Source organism: Streptomyces sp. NBC_01445, assembly GCF_035918235.1.
Classification (GTDB): Bacteria; Actinomycetota; Actinomycetes; order Streptomycetales; family Streptomycetaceae; genus Streptomyces.
The window spans coordinates 9,277,515-9,290,795 of sequence record NZ_CP109485.1 but is presented as its reverse complement, the minus strand read 5'-3'; the positions used below and the strand labels follow the sequence as shown (position 1 = coordinate 9,290,795).

The following is a 13,281-nucleotide window of genomic DNA, read 5'->3' as shown; positions in this document are numbered from 1 at the left end:
ACGCGAGTCTGGCGCTGACGTGCACGACGGTACGTCCGAGACCCGGACCCACGCACATCCGCAACGCCAGCGCCTCCCGGGTCACCGCGCCGTCACGCCCCGGGACGGGGCTCAGTCCTCGGCCCGAGCCGCGCTTCATCTACCTTTTGATCTTGGCCGGTGTTCCGGCCTTTACGCCGGGGGTGAAGGCCATCGACGTGCAGGTTGTGGACGACGTGCCGGCCGGTTCTGACATCGGTGTTCGGCTTCCATCATGGTGGCATACACCAACGGTAGTATGGTGATCACCATGGGTGAACTCGGTTGGGAGAAGCGGCAGTTCGGGCACCGTGCCCGACTGGCACTGTCCCCTGCCGAGAATCTCCTCACCGACGAGCAGGCGCACGCCGCCCGCGCGATGTGGAACTGCCTGCACGCGTGGTGGCAGATAATGCCGAAGGACAAGCGGACTCTGGCGAACGCGGACGCCGCGATACGCCAGGCCCGCAAAGAGATCGATTTCCTCGCCGTCCTTCCTGCGCAGGCCGCGCAAGCGGTCCTCAAGACGTACTTCCAGGCCTGGAAGAACTGCTGGGACGGCCGCGTGGACGCTCCGAACTTCAAGGGCCGGTTCCGGTCCGTGATGAGCGTGGACATTCCGCAGGGCCGTGACCTCCAGATCAAGCGGGTACACCGCCGCTGGGGCATGGCCAACATTCCCAAGGTCGGCCGGGTCCGCTTCCGCTGGACCAAAGACCTCCCCGTGGGCAACAAGGCGAACGCCGACAACCGGATCACCGGGGCACGGCTGGTCAAGGACCACCTGGGATGGCACATCGCCTTCCGTGTGCAGAGCTTCGAAGCCAAGCCCGCATCCCACCAGGGGGCGGAGGTCGGAATTGACGCAGGGGTGAACCTGCCCCTCGCCCTCTCGGACGGCAACCACCAGGACCACGGGCGTGCGCCTCGCCTCCCGGATGGCAGCGCCGACCGTGACAAGTGGCTGAACACCGAGGAAAAGGGCAAACTCCTGCGCCTCGAGCGCCGGGCCGCCCAGCGCAAGACACACCGCAAGCCCGGCGAGCGCACCAGCCGCCGCCTGCACCACACCTATGACCAGATCCGGGGGCTGCGCGCCAAAGCCACGCGACGACACCAGGACTGGCAGCACACGACGACCACCACCCTCGCCCAGAAGTACGGCGTCATGGTGGTCGAAGCACTCACCATCACGAACATGGTCAAGTCCGCTCGGGGCACCATCGCCGAGCCGGGGACAGGCGTCGCCCAGAAAGCCGGACTGAACCGCTCCATCAGCCAGGAGGCATGGGGCAGGACGGTCACGATGCTGACGTACAAGGCCGGCCGGTACGGCGGCACCGTGCACAAGGTGCCCGCCCCGAACACCTCCCGACGCTGTTCCGCCTGCGGCTTCATCACGCCCGGCAGCCGGGAGGACCAGGCCACGTTCGTATGCAAGAACCCGGACTGCGGATGGTCGGGCAACGCCGACCACAACGCGGCCCGCAATATCTTGCACCTGTACCGGATGGGCCACGCACTCATCCCGGCTGCCGGGAGGGCAGTCGTCAGGCGTGCGAACCGCGTCAAGCCCGCCACCGCAAGGTAGACGGGAATCTCCTTCCTGAGCTTGCGAAGGGAGAAGAGCACTTCAATCCACCTCGATGCCGAAGTCCTGGACGAGCTGCTCCAGGCCCCCCGCGTAGCCCTTGCCGCCCAGGACGAAGTCCCAGTCCCCGTTCGGTCTGCGGCGGAAGGAACCGAGCACCAGGGCGGTTTCGCCCGGGCGGCCGTCGGAGACCTCGAGCCGTCCCAGGTCGGCCAGCCTCGGGTCGAGCAGGCGGATGCAGGCGTCCGTGAAGCCGGAGAGGTCGGCGTCCGGATTCACCTCCGGGTCGATCGCGGCGACGAGCACGAACCGGTCGGCCTCATCCGGCAACTCGTCGAAGGAGACGCAGATGGCGGCCTTGTCCGGCGCGGTCGGGGGCAGAACGCGTACGGAGCCGTCCGCCGTGTGCGGGTTGTTGTAGAAGACGAAGTGATCGTCACTGAGAATGCTGCTGCCACGGCAGACGAGAGCACACACATCCAGGGCGACGCCTCCGGTCCACGACATGCCCAGGATGTTGTAGTCGTCGGGCAGTCGAAAGTCCACAACCGTCGGAGTCGGCTGCGCTGTCGGGCGGCGGGCAGCATCGCCCAGGCGCCCTCGTAGCCCGTGCCGATGCAACAGGTCGACGAGTTCTGTGCCGGAGATCAGTTCCAGCGGCTTGCCGTTGGCGAAGGTGTGCGAGCCCGGGCCGAACCCTGATGTCGTCACGAGGACACCCTTGTTGGCGCCGGCGTCCTGCACGGTTCCGTACAAGTCGCGGACGGCGGTGGGCGGCACCGTGTTGCGGTAGCGCTTCACCTGCACGACGATTTTGCCGCCTCGGATGGGTGTCGGATCCAGAGCGTCGACGTCCACCCCGCCGTCGTTCGAGCGTTGGGTGGTGACCGCCTGCATCCCCATGGCCCGGAAGAGCTCGGCGACGAGATCCTCGAAGGCGATCGGATCCATGTCGTACAGGTCGGGTTCCTCGTCGCTGCCATGCGTGACGACGCGGTTTCCGACCTCCTGCGGCCGGCGGCCGGGCCGTACCGGCGTGAGCTGATCGGGGCGAGCGGAGAGTTGCCCGCGTAATGCGTCGGACAGGCAGCTGCCTGCGTCCACCTGGGCCAAGTACAGGTCGCGGAACGTTGCGCCCGACGTCATGACGGTTGCCAGGTAGATGTGGCCCGGTCGGCCCGTCGTCGGGTCGTGCCCGTCCACGAACCCGTTCAAGGTAACCGCCTCGAGCGTGCCCATCTCGTCCGCGGCGAAGAGTTCGTGCAGGACGAGCAGCATGCACTGCGCGAGAACTTCCCGGTACAGAGCCCGACGTTGGCCTACGGGGCGGGACGTCTCCTTGTCCTGGTCCAACCCGGACATGTACCGAACGGACTTGACCTCGGGGACGACGGTGTAGGCGGGCAACTCCCAGTCCAGCACCAGCTGGCGAGCCGCCGAGTCGTACGCGGCTGCCACCTGACGCGGGAAACCCTCCGGCCATGCGGTCGAGGCGTAAAGAGCGGCGGAGAAGTACTCGACCACGGAGTCGGGTTCGCGGCGCCTGACTGCTTCGGTCAGTTCTTCGACGCCTGCGTTGTGTCGGCGCACATCGGCCAGTCGGGCATCGGCCCACTGCTGGTACTCCCGCTAGTACGACGCCAGCTGCTGCTGCCGTTGAGCCTCCGCCGCCTGGGCCGACTGCCAGTCCCTCTCGAAATGCGCCCGAGCCTCGGCCTGCGCCTGGGCCCGCCGAGTGGCAGTCCACCCGCTCTGCGTTTGGTAGCGATTGAAGTCCGGCATGGGCACGGGCTGCGCCAAGGAGCCCGGAGCGAAGGGCTGGACCTCTTCAGTGCGCATGAGAGAGGGAGCCCTGAAAGGCGGAGCATGACAACCCGAGGCGAGAAAACCCTGCAGCGACGTGACTTGAGCGTCCAGTTCCTCGGTTCGGCGTAGGGCCTCTGCCTGCCGGTACTCGCGGTGGTTCTGGATCGCTCGCCGTTGATAGGCACGTGCCTGCTGCGCTTCCTGCCTCTGCCGTCTGGCTTCGGCCTCCATCTGGCGCTGCTGCTGCCGCTGCATTTCAGCGGATTCTTGCGAGGAACCCTGGGCGTTCACGCCCGGGAGGAATCGCATCCACGGGGTGTGACGCGGAGCGTCGCCGTGACGTGCCGCAGGCCATCACGGCCGCGGAGCGGCCGGGAGGCGTTCCGGCGGGGCCGGGCCACGGCGGTGTGCGCGGGCAGGGCCGGGGTGGGTGTCGCTCGTTCGGGTGAGGTGGGGCGAACGTGTGGTGGGTCTTCGTCCGGGTGTATAGGTTCGCTGATCGTGAAGCTGGTGGTGCGGGTGAAGCTGCTGCCGACGCCCCTACAGGCGGCGGCACTTGAGGCGACCCTGCACGCCTGCAACGAGGCCGCCACGTGGGCCGCGTCCGTCGCATTCGAGAACGAGACGCGACGCCCGCTGGAGCTCCGCAAGCACACCTATGCCGAGATCCGGGAGAGGTGGGGGCTGGGCGCGCAGGCCGCCCAGCACGCCATCAAGAAGACCTGCGACGCCTACACCACCTTGAAGGCGAACCTGCGCAACGGCCGCTACGGGCGGCCCAGTTCCAGGCGGCACGCCCGCGCCTCGGGCAAACCGGTGGTCTTCCGGCCCCAGGCGGCGCAGCCTTACGACGACCGGATGCTGTCCTGGCAGCACCAGGCACACACGGTATCGATCTGGACCACCGCCGGCCGCCTCAAGGGCGTGGCCTTCACGGGGCAGGCCGAGCAGCTGGAGGTCCTGGCTGCGCACCGCAAGGGCGAGTCCGACCTGCTGTTCCGGGACGGGAAGTGGTTCCTGATCGCGACCTGCGAGATCCCCGAGGGGGATCTGAACACGCATCCGGACGGGTTCCTCGGAGTCGACCTGGGGATCGTGAACATCGCGGCCACCTCCGACGGCGAGCGCCACAGCGGCAGGCGGATCAACCGCAAGCGGGAGCAGGACCGCAAGCTGCGGTCCAAGCTGCAGAAGAAGAACACCAAGTCAGCCAAGCGGCGGGCGAAGAAGCACGCGGGCAAGGAAGCCCGGCGGAACAAGGACATCAACCACAAGATCAGCAGACGGATCGTGGCGGAGGCTGAACGCACCGGTCGCGGGATCGCCCTCGAGACACTCACGGGCATCCGCGAGCGGGCACGGCTGAGAAAGCCCCAACGCACCACGCTCCACTCCTGGCCCTTCGCCCAACTCGGCTCGTTCATCGCCTACAAAGCGAAGAAGGCCGGAGTACCGGTCGTCTACGTCGACCCGGCCTACACCAGCCAGGAATGCTCCCAGTGCCATCACACCGCACGCGGAAACCGGCCCTCCCAGGCCGTCTTCGCGTGCCGGGTCTGCGGATTCGTTGATCACGCAGACCACAACGCGTCCCACAACATCCGCCAACGCGGCTGGATGGTGTGGGTCTGCGGGGCTCAGTCAACGGCCCCCGAACTCAACCTCATCGCGTGAGAACTGGACGCAGCCGACCCCATCACAGCCAGTGATGACTCGAGCAGCAAGCCCGATCGTTTCACGACCGGGTAGTTGACCCCAGACGCCGACCGAGCCACTGGAGCGTCGACTCATGTGTTGCAGGCCCTCCCCAAGGCGCTCCGGTTGTCCCCACAACCAGTTGTAATGGGACGACTGTATCGAGCGATACCCATTTCGCACATCCACTCGTCAAAGGCAGACCGCGGCGGGGCTCCATTGGTCAGGTGACGGTCGGGCAGGCATCACCGTCGGGCTTCACCTGATCACCGCATATGCTGTGGCCGCCCGGAGGAGGGGCCATTCACGTGAGTGCACAGCGCTGCCCCTTGTGCGGGTCCGAACCGATTGCCGGCCAGCAGCCGGCGTGCGGCTGCGCGACGTCCGCACCGGCGGTGCCGGCGAACCCGGTGTTCGGGCAGGTGGCCCCGCCCGGTCAGTCCGCCGGGACGGTGGCCCAGGAGGATCTGCAGCTCTTCGAGGGGCCGGTCGGGGTCGGGCCGGCCGTCGAGGGCATGTCGGTCCGGACTTCGGAGCATGTCGTCGCCGCCGGTCGCGGTCGTCGGCCAGCCGCGCGCCTCAGGCGCCAGTGGGTGATCGTCGGGACCGCGGCGTTGGGTGTCGGGGCGGCCGCCGTCATCGCCGTGGCGAGTGGCGTGTTCAGCTCCGGGACCGGCCCGAGCCAGACCGTGTCGGCGGCGGACGATTCCGCCGTGCCCGCGCCGTCCGGATCTGTCTCGTCACGGTCTGCGGAGGCTTCTCCCGAGAACGGCGGCGCGAACGCGACCCGCTCCCCCGGCCCGTCGTCGGCGGCCTCCGGAACGGCGTCCACCTCGGCGACCGCACCCTCGTCCACCTCGGCGAAGTCCTCCGCCGCGACGCCTTCCGCACCCGCGCCCACGGCGTCTTCCGCCGCCCGCCCGGTGTCCGGCGCCCGAGTCCTGTCCATCGGCAGCCACGGTGGTCAGGTCAAAGACCTCCAACGACGGCTGACCCGACTCAACTTGTACACGGAGCCGGCCGACGGCAGGTACTCGACCGATGTCGCGGACGCGGTCCACCGCTATCAGGTGGCCCGCGGCATCGACGAGGACGCCGGTGTGTACGGTCCCGAGACGCGGGCCGCGCTGGAGTCGGAGACCCGGCGCGGCTGAGAGCATGGCCGTCCATCGTCGTCCCGTACCACGTGAGGAAGTTGACCTGTCATGTCGCTCGTGCCCGCCGATCCGACCGTGCTTCACCCGATGCCGGGGCAGTCGCGGGTCGTGCTGCTCAAGCCGCTTGTCACCTCGCCGCTGATCGAGGTCGGCGAGTTCTCGTACTACGACGATCCTGACGACCCGACGGCTTTCGAGACGCGCAATGTGCTGTACCACTACGGGCCGGAGAAGCTGGTCATCGGGAAGTTCTGCGCGCTTGGCGAGGGCGTGCGGTTCATCATGAACGGTGCCAACCACCGTATGGACGGCCCGTCGACGTTCCCCTTCCCCATCATGGGCGGCTCGTGGGCGGACCACTTCGATCTCATCAGCGGACTGCCCGGCCGAGGTGACACGGTGGTCGGGAACGACGTGTGGTTCGGCTACCGCACCACGGTGATGCCCGGCGTGCGCATCGGGCACGGGGCGATCATCGCCTCGGGTTCCGTGGTCGTCGACGACGTGCCCGACTACGGGGTCGTCGGTGGCAACCCGGCGAAACTCATCCGCCGCCGTCACTCCGACGAGGACGTCGAGCGCCTGCTCGCCCTCGCGTGGTGGGACTGGCCCTTCGAGCACCTCACCGAGCACGTGCGCACGGTCATGTCCGGCTCTGTCGACGCGCTGGAGGCCGTGGCGCCGAAGCCGCGGTGATCGGGGCGGCGGGCATCGCTCCCATCACCTCCCTTGTGTGCGCGCCCAGTTCGGGCGCCGGCGTGCGGAAGGTGTTCAGGCCGGATCCGAAGCGGACCGGAAAGCGCGTCTGCGGCGCAGGACCGGAGGCCCGGGAGAACAGGTTTCTTGCCGTCAGATGCGGGTCGTCGAGGAGCTGTTGGGCCTCGGTGAACACGGGTGCCCAAGGCGCGCCGATCTCGGTCAGCGTGCGCTCCCACCACGCGTAGTCGTGGGTGGCGAACACCGCGGTCAGCAGATCGCGAACCTTCTCCTTGGCGGCCGTACGAGCGGGCCGACGGTCGTACGCGTCCGTGTCCAGGCCCGGGAACTCCGCACCCAGCGCGGTGCGGAGCTCCCGCCAGAACTTGTCCTCGAACGTGGCGAGCGAGAGCAGGCGTCCGTCGGCCGTGCGGAAGACGTCGTTGTCGCCTTGGACGAGCCCGCTCTTCAGCGGATCCCCGGCATCGGCCAGGGGCAGCGCGAACAGGGCGCACCAGCCGGCGATCGATTCGGTGAGGGAGACGTCGATGTGCTGCCCCTGTCCCGTGGCGGCCGCGCCCGCGAGCGCCACGGTCAGTGCGAACGCCGCCTGCATCGCGCCCGCCATGTCACCCACCCGCACGCCCGGCCGGGTGATCTCCCCGTCGATGCGCCCGGGGACGGCGAAGAACCCGGACAGGCCGAGGAAGTTCAGTTCGTGGCCGGGCTTGTTCGCGTACGGTCCCGTCTGGCCGTATCCGCTGAGGGAGCACAGGACGATCGGGTTCGCCTCGCGCAGGACGGGATAGGAGAGGCCGAGCCGGTCGAGGACGCCGGGGCGGAAGCTCTCCACCACCGCGTCGGCAGTGCCGACGAGGCGCAGGAACTCGGCCCGGTGCGTGTCGTCTCGGAGGTCGAGGGTGACGGAGCGCTTGTTGCGGTTGAGCGCCTCGAACAGCGCCGGCGCCGCACGCGCGGGATCCCCGCCGTCGGGTTCCTCGATCTTGATGACGTCCGCGCCCACGTCGGCGAGCATCGAGGTGGCGTACGGGCCCGGCAGCAGCCGCGACAGGTCGAGCACGCGCTTGCCGGTCAGGAAGGACCAGTCCGGCGGTCCGCCGTGCGCATCACTGACGGGCTCGAACTGCTCGGCCGTTTCCGGGTCCTGCTTTTCAACTGCCATGATTTTGCGGCTCCTTGGTGGAGGGCTGGGGATGTGACGCGCCGGCGTCGGGTCACAGGCCCGTCGCCAGCGGAAGGACGAGAAGGGCCGGGGGCAGTACCAGCGCCGCGCCGACGGACCAGGCCATCAGCCGTCGGAAGACGCGCGGCGTGTCCGCCTCCTCGATGTTGGCGAGAATCAGGCCGCCGCCCAGGTGGAGGGGACTGATCGCCACTGCACCGATCGTGGCGCACACGGCGATCAGCAACACGGTGAACTGCGACCGGTCCGCGTGTGGCAGCACCGCGGCGGCCAGCGGGACGACTACGCCGAGCACGGCGACCGTGGAGGACTCGACCGTCGCGAAGAGCGCCGCGAGGTAGGAGACGGCGAGCACCGCCAGGAGGGTGCTGTCGATGCCTCCGAGGTGTCCCGAGAGTGCCTTGAGCGTGCCCGTCCGCTCCAACACGCCGACGTACACCATGATTCCGCTGGTCAACAGAACGACGGACCAAGGGAGTTCGGCGACCACACGCCGCGTGTCGGGCCGGAAGACCAGCTGGAGGATGAGGCCGGTCAGGAACGCCACGAAACTCACGGACACCCCGAAACCCAGTACCGCGATCACGGACACGCCCAGGCCGATCAGCGACCCGGTCTCGTACGGGGTGGCCGGCGCGGCGCCTCGCAGGACCGGCACCTCGCCCTCTTGCGCGGTGACCCTGCGCACCCGGGAGTCACGCACCAGCCGCACACCGCCCAGGGCGAAGAAGGCGATCAGCGCCAGGACCAGATTGAGCGCCGCGAGCCCGGCGAACAGCATCGCGGGCGAGTAGGCAACATCGAGCTTCCCGGCGAGTTCCTTGACGAGCGCACCCCACGGCGACAGCGGCGAGAACCCTCCGACACCGGCTCCGCCGCACGCCACGACGGCCATGAGGACGGGGTCGATCCCCCTGGTACGGGCGATGCGCATCGCCATCGGGAGCACGACGGCGACCGTCGCACTGGGCAGCGTCCCGATGGCACTCAGAGCCGCCGCGACCAGGAACATGCTCCAGGGCAGGAACCAGTCGCGTCCTCGGGACAGACCGACCATGAGATGGACGAGGCGGTCGATGGCCCCGCTGCGCTGGGCGTGGCCGAACATGTACATCACACCGAGGATCAGGACGACGAGGTCCGCGGGGAACCCGGCGAGCACTTCCTCCTTGGGGATGTCGGCGATCACCGACATCACGAACGCCGCGGGCAGCACGACGAGACCCACGTTGACGTCGCGCCACATCGCGAGGCCGAACGCGGAGACGAGCAGGACGATGGACAGCACCTCTGGCACGGACATGCGGGCTCTTCCCGTGGGCGGCTCTTCAATACAGGACAGATTGTTCAATATCTTGCGATGAGATCAGCAATGTAGGTCAGGTGCCGTCGCCACTCAAGAGGGAGGAGCAGGGAAGAAAAGGAGAGAAACGCCGCCTCCAGGGCAGCAGTCGGCCCCGCCGCCTCGGGAGGCGGCGGGGCCGGTGAGCGTCTCGCGCGGGGTGCGCCGTGCGGCGCCGGGGTCACTCGGGCGCGTCGAACCCGCTCGCCCAGTAACGGCCGCGCAGGGCGAGGTCGAGCAGCATCCGTACGACCTCCTCGGCGGGGGCGGGGGGCGTCTCGCTCTCGGCCCACCACCGCAGGACGGCGACCTGCTCCCCGACCCAGACGCGGGCGAGCAGTTCCGAATCGATGCGCGGCTTCACGTCGTTGCGCTCGGCGCGGGCACGGAACTCCTGCTCGGTGTTCGCGGCGCACACGTCCGTGAACATCTGGAGAGGCTTGCCGTCACCCTCCCCGCGCAGCACGATCCGGTACAGGTCACGCTCGTCGCGGGCGTGCCGGAGCATCTCCAGGAGGGGCTTCCCCGTGAAGCCCACGGCGCTCCCGGCGACGGACGGGGCGAGGCGCCGGCCGAGTTCGTCGAGGAGGTCGGCGGTCACCCGCGCGAACAAGGCGTCCTTGTCCTTGAAGTGGCTGTAGAAGGTGGCGCGGGCGACGTCGGCCCGCTCCGTGATGTCCTCCACGCTCAGCGCGCTGAAGCCGCGCTCCAGGACGAGTTCCACCAACGCGTCCGCCAGGGCCCGCCGCGTACGCCTGGTCCTTCTGTCCTCAGCCATCGCTGCCTTCCACGGTTGCCGGGCCGGCCTTCACGCAGGCCCCAGTCGTCGCGCCCCAGTCTAGGAGAGCCTTGACAGTCCATGCGTTATTGAACAAGCTGTCGGCTATTGATCAGAGTGATCAGAGTGTAAATCTTCTGGCTCTGGAGTACGTCGATGAACCTCGGCACCTATCTCTCCCGCAGCGCCCGCTACTGGCCGGACGGGACGGCCCTCGTCTGCGGCGAACGCACCTGGACCCACACACACCTCGACAGCGAGACAAACCGTCTGGCGTCCGCCCTCGTCGCGCGCGGGCTGCGTCCCGGTGACGCGGTCGCCTCACTCGCCTGGAACAGGGGTGAGCTCGTGGAGGTCGAATTCGCCCTCTACAAGGCGGGGTTGACCCGGGCACCGATCAACGCCCGGCTCGGCCGCGGCGAGATCGAGCACATCCTGCGGTACGCGCCCGTACGCGTCCTGGTCTTCGACGCCGCACACCGCGAGGACGCGCTGGCGGCGATCGCCGCGGCGGGCACCGGCTGCGTTCCGGTCCAGCTGGAGGACGCCCCGGCCCACGAGGGCACACCCCCGGTCGTCGACACCCCCGAATCCCGCGCGGTCGTCCGCTATCGGGACCTGCTCGCCGAAGGCAGCACCGAACCGGTCCGCGTCGACGTCTCCGAGGGCGACGCATGCGTCCTCAACTTCACGTCCGGTTCCACCGGCGCGCTCAAGGCGGCAGTCCAGACCGCCGGCAACCGCCTGGCCAACATGCGCAAGCAGTTGATGAACGACGAGTCACGGCCACGGCCCACCACCCGATACCTCGCGTGCGGTCCCATCACCCACGCCACCGGCATGGGGCTGCTCGCCGGGGTCTTCGGGGGGTCGACGACGTACGTCCTGCCCACCTGGAGCGCCGACGCCTTCCTGGACACCGTGGAGAAGGAGCGCATCACCGCGACGTTCCTCGTGCCGGCCATGCTGAACATGGTCCTCGCCCACCCCGGGGCCGCCGAGCGTGATCTCTCCTCACTCACCAGTGTCCGCGTCGGCGGCGCGCCGATCTCACCCCAACGGCTGCGGGACGCGGTCGCCCTGTTCGGCCCGGTCGTCGCCCAGGGCTACGGCCTCGGCGAGACCACCAGCGTGGTCGCCGGTCTGAGCAGCGCGGAGACGGCACGCGCCGTCGCCGAGGACCCCGAACTCCTGCAGTCCTGCGGGCGCGCCATGTTCGACACCGAGATCCGGATCGTGGACGACGCGGGCCACGAGCTCCCGCCGCGCGAGGTGGGCGAGGTCATCGTGCGCGGACCCGACTGCGTACACGCGTACTGGAACGAGCCCCAGCTGTCCGCCGAGACCTTCCGCGACGGCTGGGTACACACCGGCGATCTGGCGTGGATGCGCGAGGACGGCTATCTGTTCCTCGTCGACCGCAAGAAGGACATGATCATTTCGGGCGGGTTCAACATCTACTGCACCGAGGTCGAAGCAGCCCTCTACGAGCACCCCGCCGTCCAGGAGGCCTGCGTCGTGGGCGTTCCGGACGAGAAGTGGGGTGAGGCGGTCAAGGCCGTCGTCGTCACCCGCCCCGGCCACAGCCTCACCGCGGACGAGGTCACCGCGTTCTGCGCACAGCGCCTCGACCGGCTCAAGAAGCCCCGCTCCGTGGACTTCGTGGCCGAACTCCCCCACAACCGCAACGGAAAGCTCGACCGCAAGGCCGTGCGCGAACCGTTCTGGGCCGGCTCGGCCCGCCGCGTGAACTGACCCCGAACGACCTGAACGAGGAACCCGCACATGACGTTCTCCCTGCGCCCCACCTACGACGAGCCGCGCCTCGCCGACCTCGTCGCCACACTCCGCGACCACCTTGACGGCGAACTCGCCGACTACGAACGCGAGCGCGGCATCACCCACACGTCCCGGCTGACCCGCGCCGACCTCGAAGCCGTCTGGCGGCGCAGCCGCGAACTCGGCTTCTACGGCATCCACCTCCCCGAGGAGTTCGGCGGCCAGGCCCTCTCGTACACCGAACTCGCGGCACTGAAGGAGGAGATAGGTGCCTCCGGGCGCGTCCTCGGCCACTGCGTGCTCGGTGACATGGGCGGTCCGCTGCGTGCCGGCGACATCCTGCGGCACGCCACCGAACACCAACTCGACAAGTACCTGCTGCCGTTGGTCCGGGGAGAGCGCGCCTGCTGCTTCTCGCTCACCGAGGCGGACGCCGGCTCCGACGTACGCTCCATGCGCACCACGGCCGTCCGCGACGGCGACGGCTACCGCATCACCGGGCACAAGGTGTTCAGCTCCGCCGGGCCCTTCGCGGACTTCGCGATCGTGGTGGCCCGCATGGCTGACGGGGGCGGGGACGGGGACACGAAGCCGTCCTTCTCCGCCTTCCTCATCGACCTGGACAGCCCCGGCTGCCGCGTCCTGGACGGCGCCACGCCCATGTCGGGGGAGCACATCGAGAGCGACATCGTCCTGCAGGACTGCTTCGTACCCGCGGCCAACCTCCTGGGCCAGGAGGGCGAGGGCATGCGCATCGCCCTGGGCCGTGTCACCACGAACCGGCTCCTGCACTGCCCGACCGTGCTCGGCGCCACCCGGCGCGCCCTCGACCTCACACTCGACCGCACCCGCCACCGCAAGGTCGCGGGCGGACAGCCCCTCCTCGCGCTCCAGTCCATCCAGCACAAAGTCGCCGACATGGCCACGGAGTTCTACGCCGCACGCTCGATGACGTACGCCGCCCTGGCTGCCCTGGACAGCGGGGCCGACGTGCGGACCGAAGCCTTCATGTGCAAGCTCTTCGTCGCGGAGTCCGCCTTCCGGATCCTGGACGAGGCCGTACAGATCCACGGCAAGGAAGGCCTCACGCAGGGCAACGAGGTGGAGTACCTCTTCCGCAAGGTCCGTATGTTCCGGGTCCTGACCGGCACCTCCGAGATCCAGAAGAACGGCATCGCCAAGGGCCTGGCGTTCCTCACCTGACCGAGCCACCCC

Annotated in this window: 10 protein-coding genes and 1 pseudogene; 6 read left to right on the top strand and 5 right to left on the bottom strand. The window is 68.8% G+C overall.

The genetic code is table 11. The annotated features are described in order from the left end of the window. Positions 1 to 289: 289 nt before the first annotated feature. The gene (locus OG574_RS42340) at positions 290 to 1,609 is read left to right on the top strand and encodes an RNA-guided endonuclease InsQ/TnpB family protein (RefSeq protein WP_326777552.1); all 1,320 of its coding nucleotides are present in this window, start codon (positions 290 to 292) and stop codon (positions 1,607 to 1,609) included. A gap of 42 nt (positions 1,610 to 1,651) precedes the next feature. On the opposite strand, the pseudogene OG574_RS42335 reads toward OG574_RS42340, so the two are convergent. Continuing rightward, positions 1,652 to 3,724 (bottom strand): annotated as a pseudogene (locus OG574_RS42335) (restriction endonuclease). A 192-nt stretch (positions 3,725 to 3,916) separates the two neighbouring features. Here OG574_RS42335 and OG574_RS42330 point away from each other — a divergent pair. After that, the gene (locus OG574_RS42330; RefSeq protein ID WP_326777551.1) at positions 3,917 to 5,089 is read left to right on the top strand and encodes an RNA-guided endonuclease InsQ/TnpB family protein; all 1,173 of its coding nucleotides are present in this window, start codon (positions 3,917 to 3,919) and stop codon (positions 5,087 to 5,089) included. Between the two features lie 457 nt (positions 5,090 to 5,546). Here OG574_RS42330 and OG574_RS42325 read toward each other — a convergent pair whose 3' ends face one another. Continuing rightward, on the bottom strand, positions 5,547 to 6,059 hold the full coding sequence (locus OG574_RS42325) for a hypothetical protein (RefSeq protein WP_326778856.1): 513 nt from the start codon (positions 6,057 to 6,059) through the stop codon (positions 5,547 to 5,549). Here OG574_RS42325 and OG574_RS42320 point away from each other — a divergent pair. Then, positions 6,034 to 6,264, top strand: coding sequence for a peptidoglycan-binding domain-containing protein (locus OG574_RS42320; RefSeq protein ID WP_326778783.1), 231 nt, complete (start codon positions 6,034 to 6,036; stop codon positions 6,262 to 6,264). The genes OG574_RS42325 and OG574_RS42320 overlap by 26 nt on opposite strands. 51 nt (positions 6,265 to 6,315) lie before the next feature. Continuing rightward, complete coding sequence (locus OG574_RS42315) at positions 6,316 to 6,963, top strand: CatB-related O-acetyltransferase (RefSeq protein WP_326777550.1); 648 nt, start codon at positions 6,316 to 6,318, stop codon at positions 6,961 to 6,963. On the opposite strand, the gene OG574_RS42310 is transcribed toward OG574_RS42315, so the two are convergent. The 3 genes from OG574_RS42310 to OG574_RS42300 all read right to left on the bottom strand — a co-directional run bounded on the left by OG574_RS42310 (position 6,911) and on the right by OG574_RS42300 (position 10,287). Beyond that, positions 6,911 to 8,146, bottom strand: coding sequence for a CaiB/BaiF CoA transferase family protein (locus OG574_RS42310; RefSeq protein ID WP_326777549.1), 1,236 nt, complete (start codon positions 8,144 to 8,146; stop codon positions 6,911 to 6,913). The genes OG574_RS42315 and OG574_RS42310 overlap by 53 nt on opposite strands. A 52-nt stretch (positions 8,147 to 8,198) precedes the next feature. Continuing rightward, positions 8,199 to 9,470, bottom strand: a complete 1,272-nt coding sequence (locus tag OG574_RS42305) for an SLC13 family permease (RefSeq protein WP_326777548.1) — start codon at positions 9,468 to 9,470, stop codon at positions 8,199 to 8,201. A gap of 220 nt (positions 9,471 to 9,690) precedes the next feature. After that, a complete protein-coding gene (locus OG574_RS42300) occupies positions 9,691 to 10,287 on the bottom strand; it encodes a TetR/AcrR family transcriptional regulator (protein WP_326777547.1) in 597 nt (198 codons plus the stop codon). Between the two features lie 156 nt (positions 10,288 to 10,443). Here OG574_RS42300 and OG574_RS42295 point away from each other — a divergent pair, with 156 nt between their 5' ends. Together OG574_RS42295 and OG574_RS42290 are read left to right on the top strand one after the other, a co-directional pair. Continuing rightward, a complete protein-coding gene (locus OG574_RS42295) occupies positions 10,444 to 12,042 on the top strand; it encodes a class I adenylate-forming enzyme family protein (protein WP_326777546.1) in 1,599 nt (532 codons plus the stop codon). A gap of 30 nt (positions 12,043 to 12,072) precedes the next feature. Next, on the top strand, positions 12,073 to 13,269 hold the full coding sequence (locus OG574_RS42290; RefSeq protein ID WP_326777545.1) for an acyl-CoA dehydrogenase family protein: 1,197 nt from the start codon (positions 12,073 to 12,075) through the stop codon (positions 13,267 to 13,269). Positions 13,270 to 13,281 lie beyond the last annotated feature (12 nt).

What these genes read in the sequence shown, in the direction of transcription:
- OG574_RS42300 (WP_326777547.1), bottom strand. Translation starts at nt 10,287, where the DNA reads ATGGCTGAGGACAGAAGGACCAGGCGTACGCGGCGGGCCCTGGCGGAC.
- OG574_RS42310 (WP_326777549.1), bottom strand. Translation starts at nt 8,146, where the DNA reads ATGGCAGTTGAAAAGCAGGACCCGGAAACGGCCGAGCAGTTCGAGCCC.
- OG574_RS42290 (WP_326777545.1), top strand. Translation starts at nt 12,073, where the DNA reads ATGACGTTCTCCCTGCGCCCCACCTACGACGAGCCGCGCCTCGCCGAC.
- OG574_RS42305 (WP_326777548.1), bottom strand. Translation starts at nt 9,470, where the DNA reads ATGTCCGTGCCAGAGGTGCTGTCCATCGTCCTGCTCGTCTCCGCGTTC.
- OG574_RS42295 (WP_326777546.1), top strand. Translation starts at nt 10,444, where the DNA reads ATGAACCTCGGCACCTATCTCTCCCGCAGCGCCCGCTACTGGCCGGAC.
- OG574_RS42325 (WP_326778856.1), bottom strand. Translation starts at nt 6,059, where the DNA reads ATGGACAGGACTCGGGCGCCGGACACCGGGCGGGCGGCGGAAGACGCC.
- OG574_RS42340 (WP_326777552.1), top strand. Translation starts at nt 290, where the DNA reads ATGGGTGAACTCGGTTGGGAGAAGCGGCAGTTCGGGCACCGTGCCCGA.
- OG574_RS42315 (WP_326777550.1), top strand. Translation starts at nt 6,316, where the DNA reads ATGTCGCTCGTGCCCGCCGATCCGACCGTGCTTCACCCGATGCCGGGG.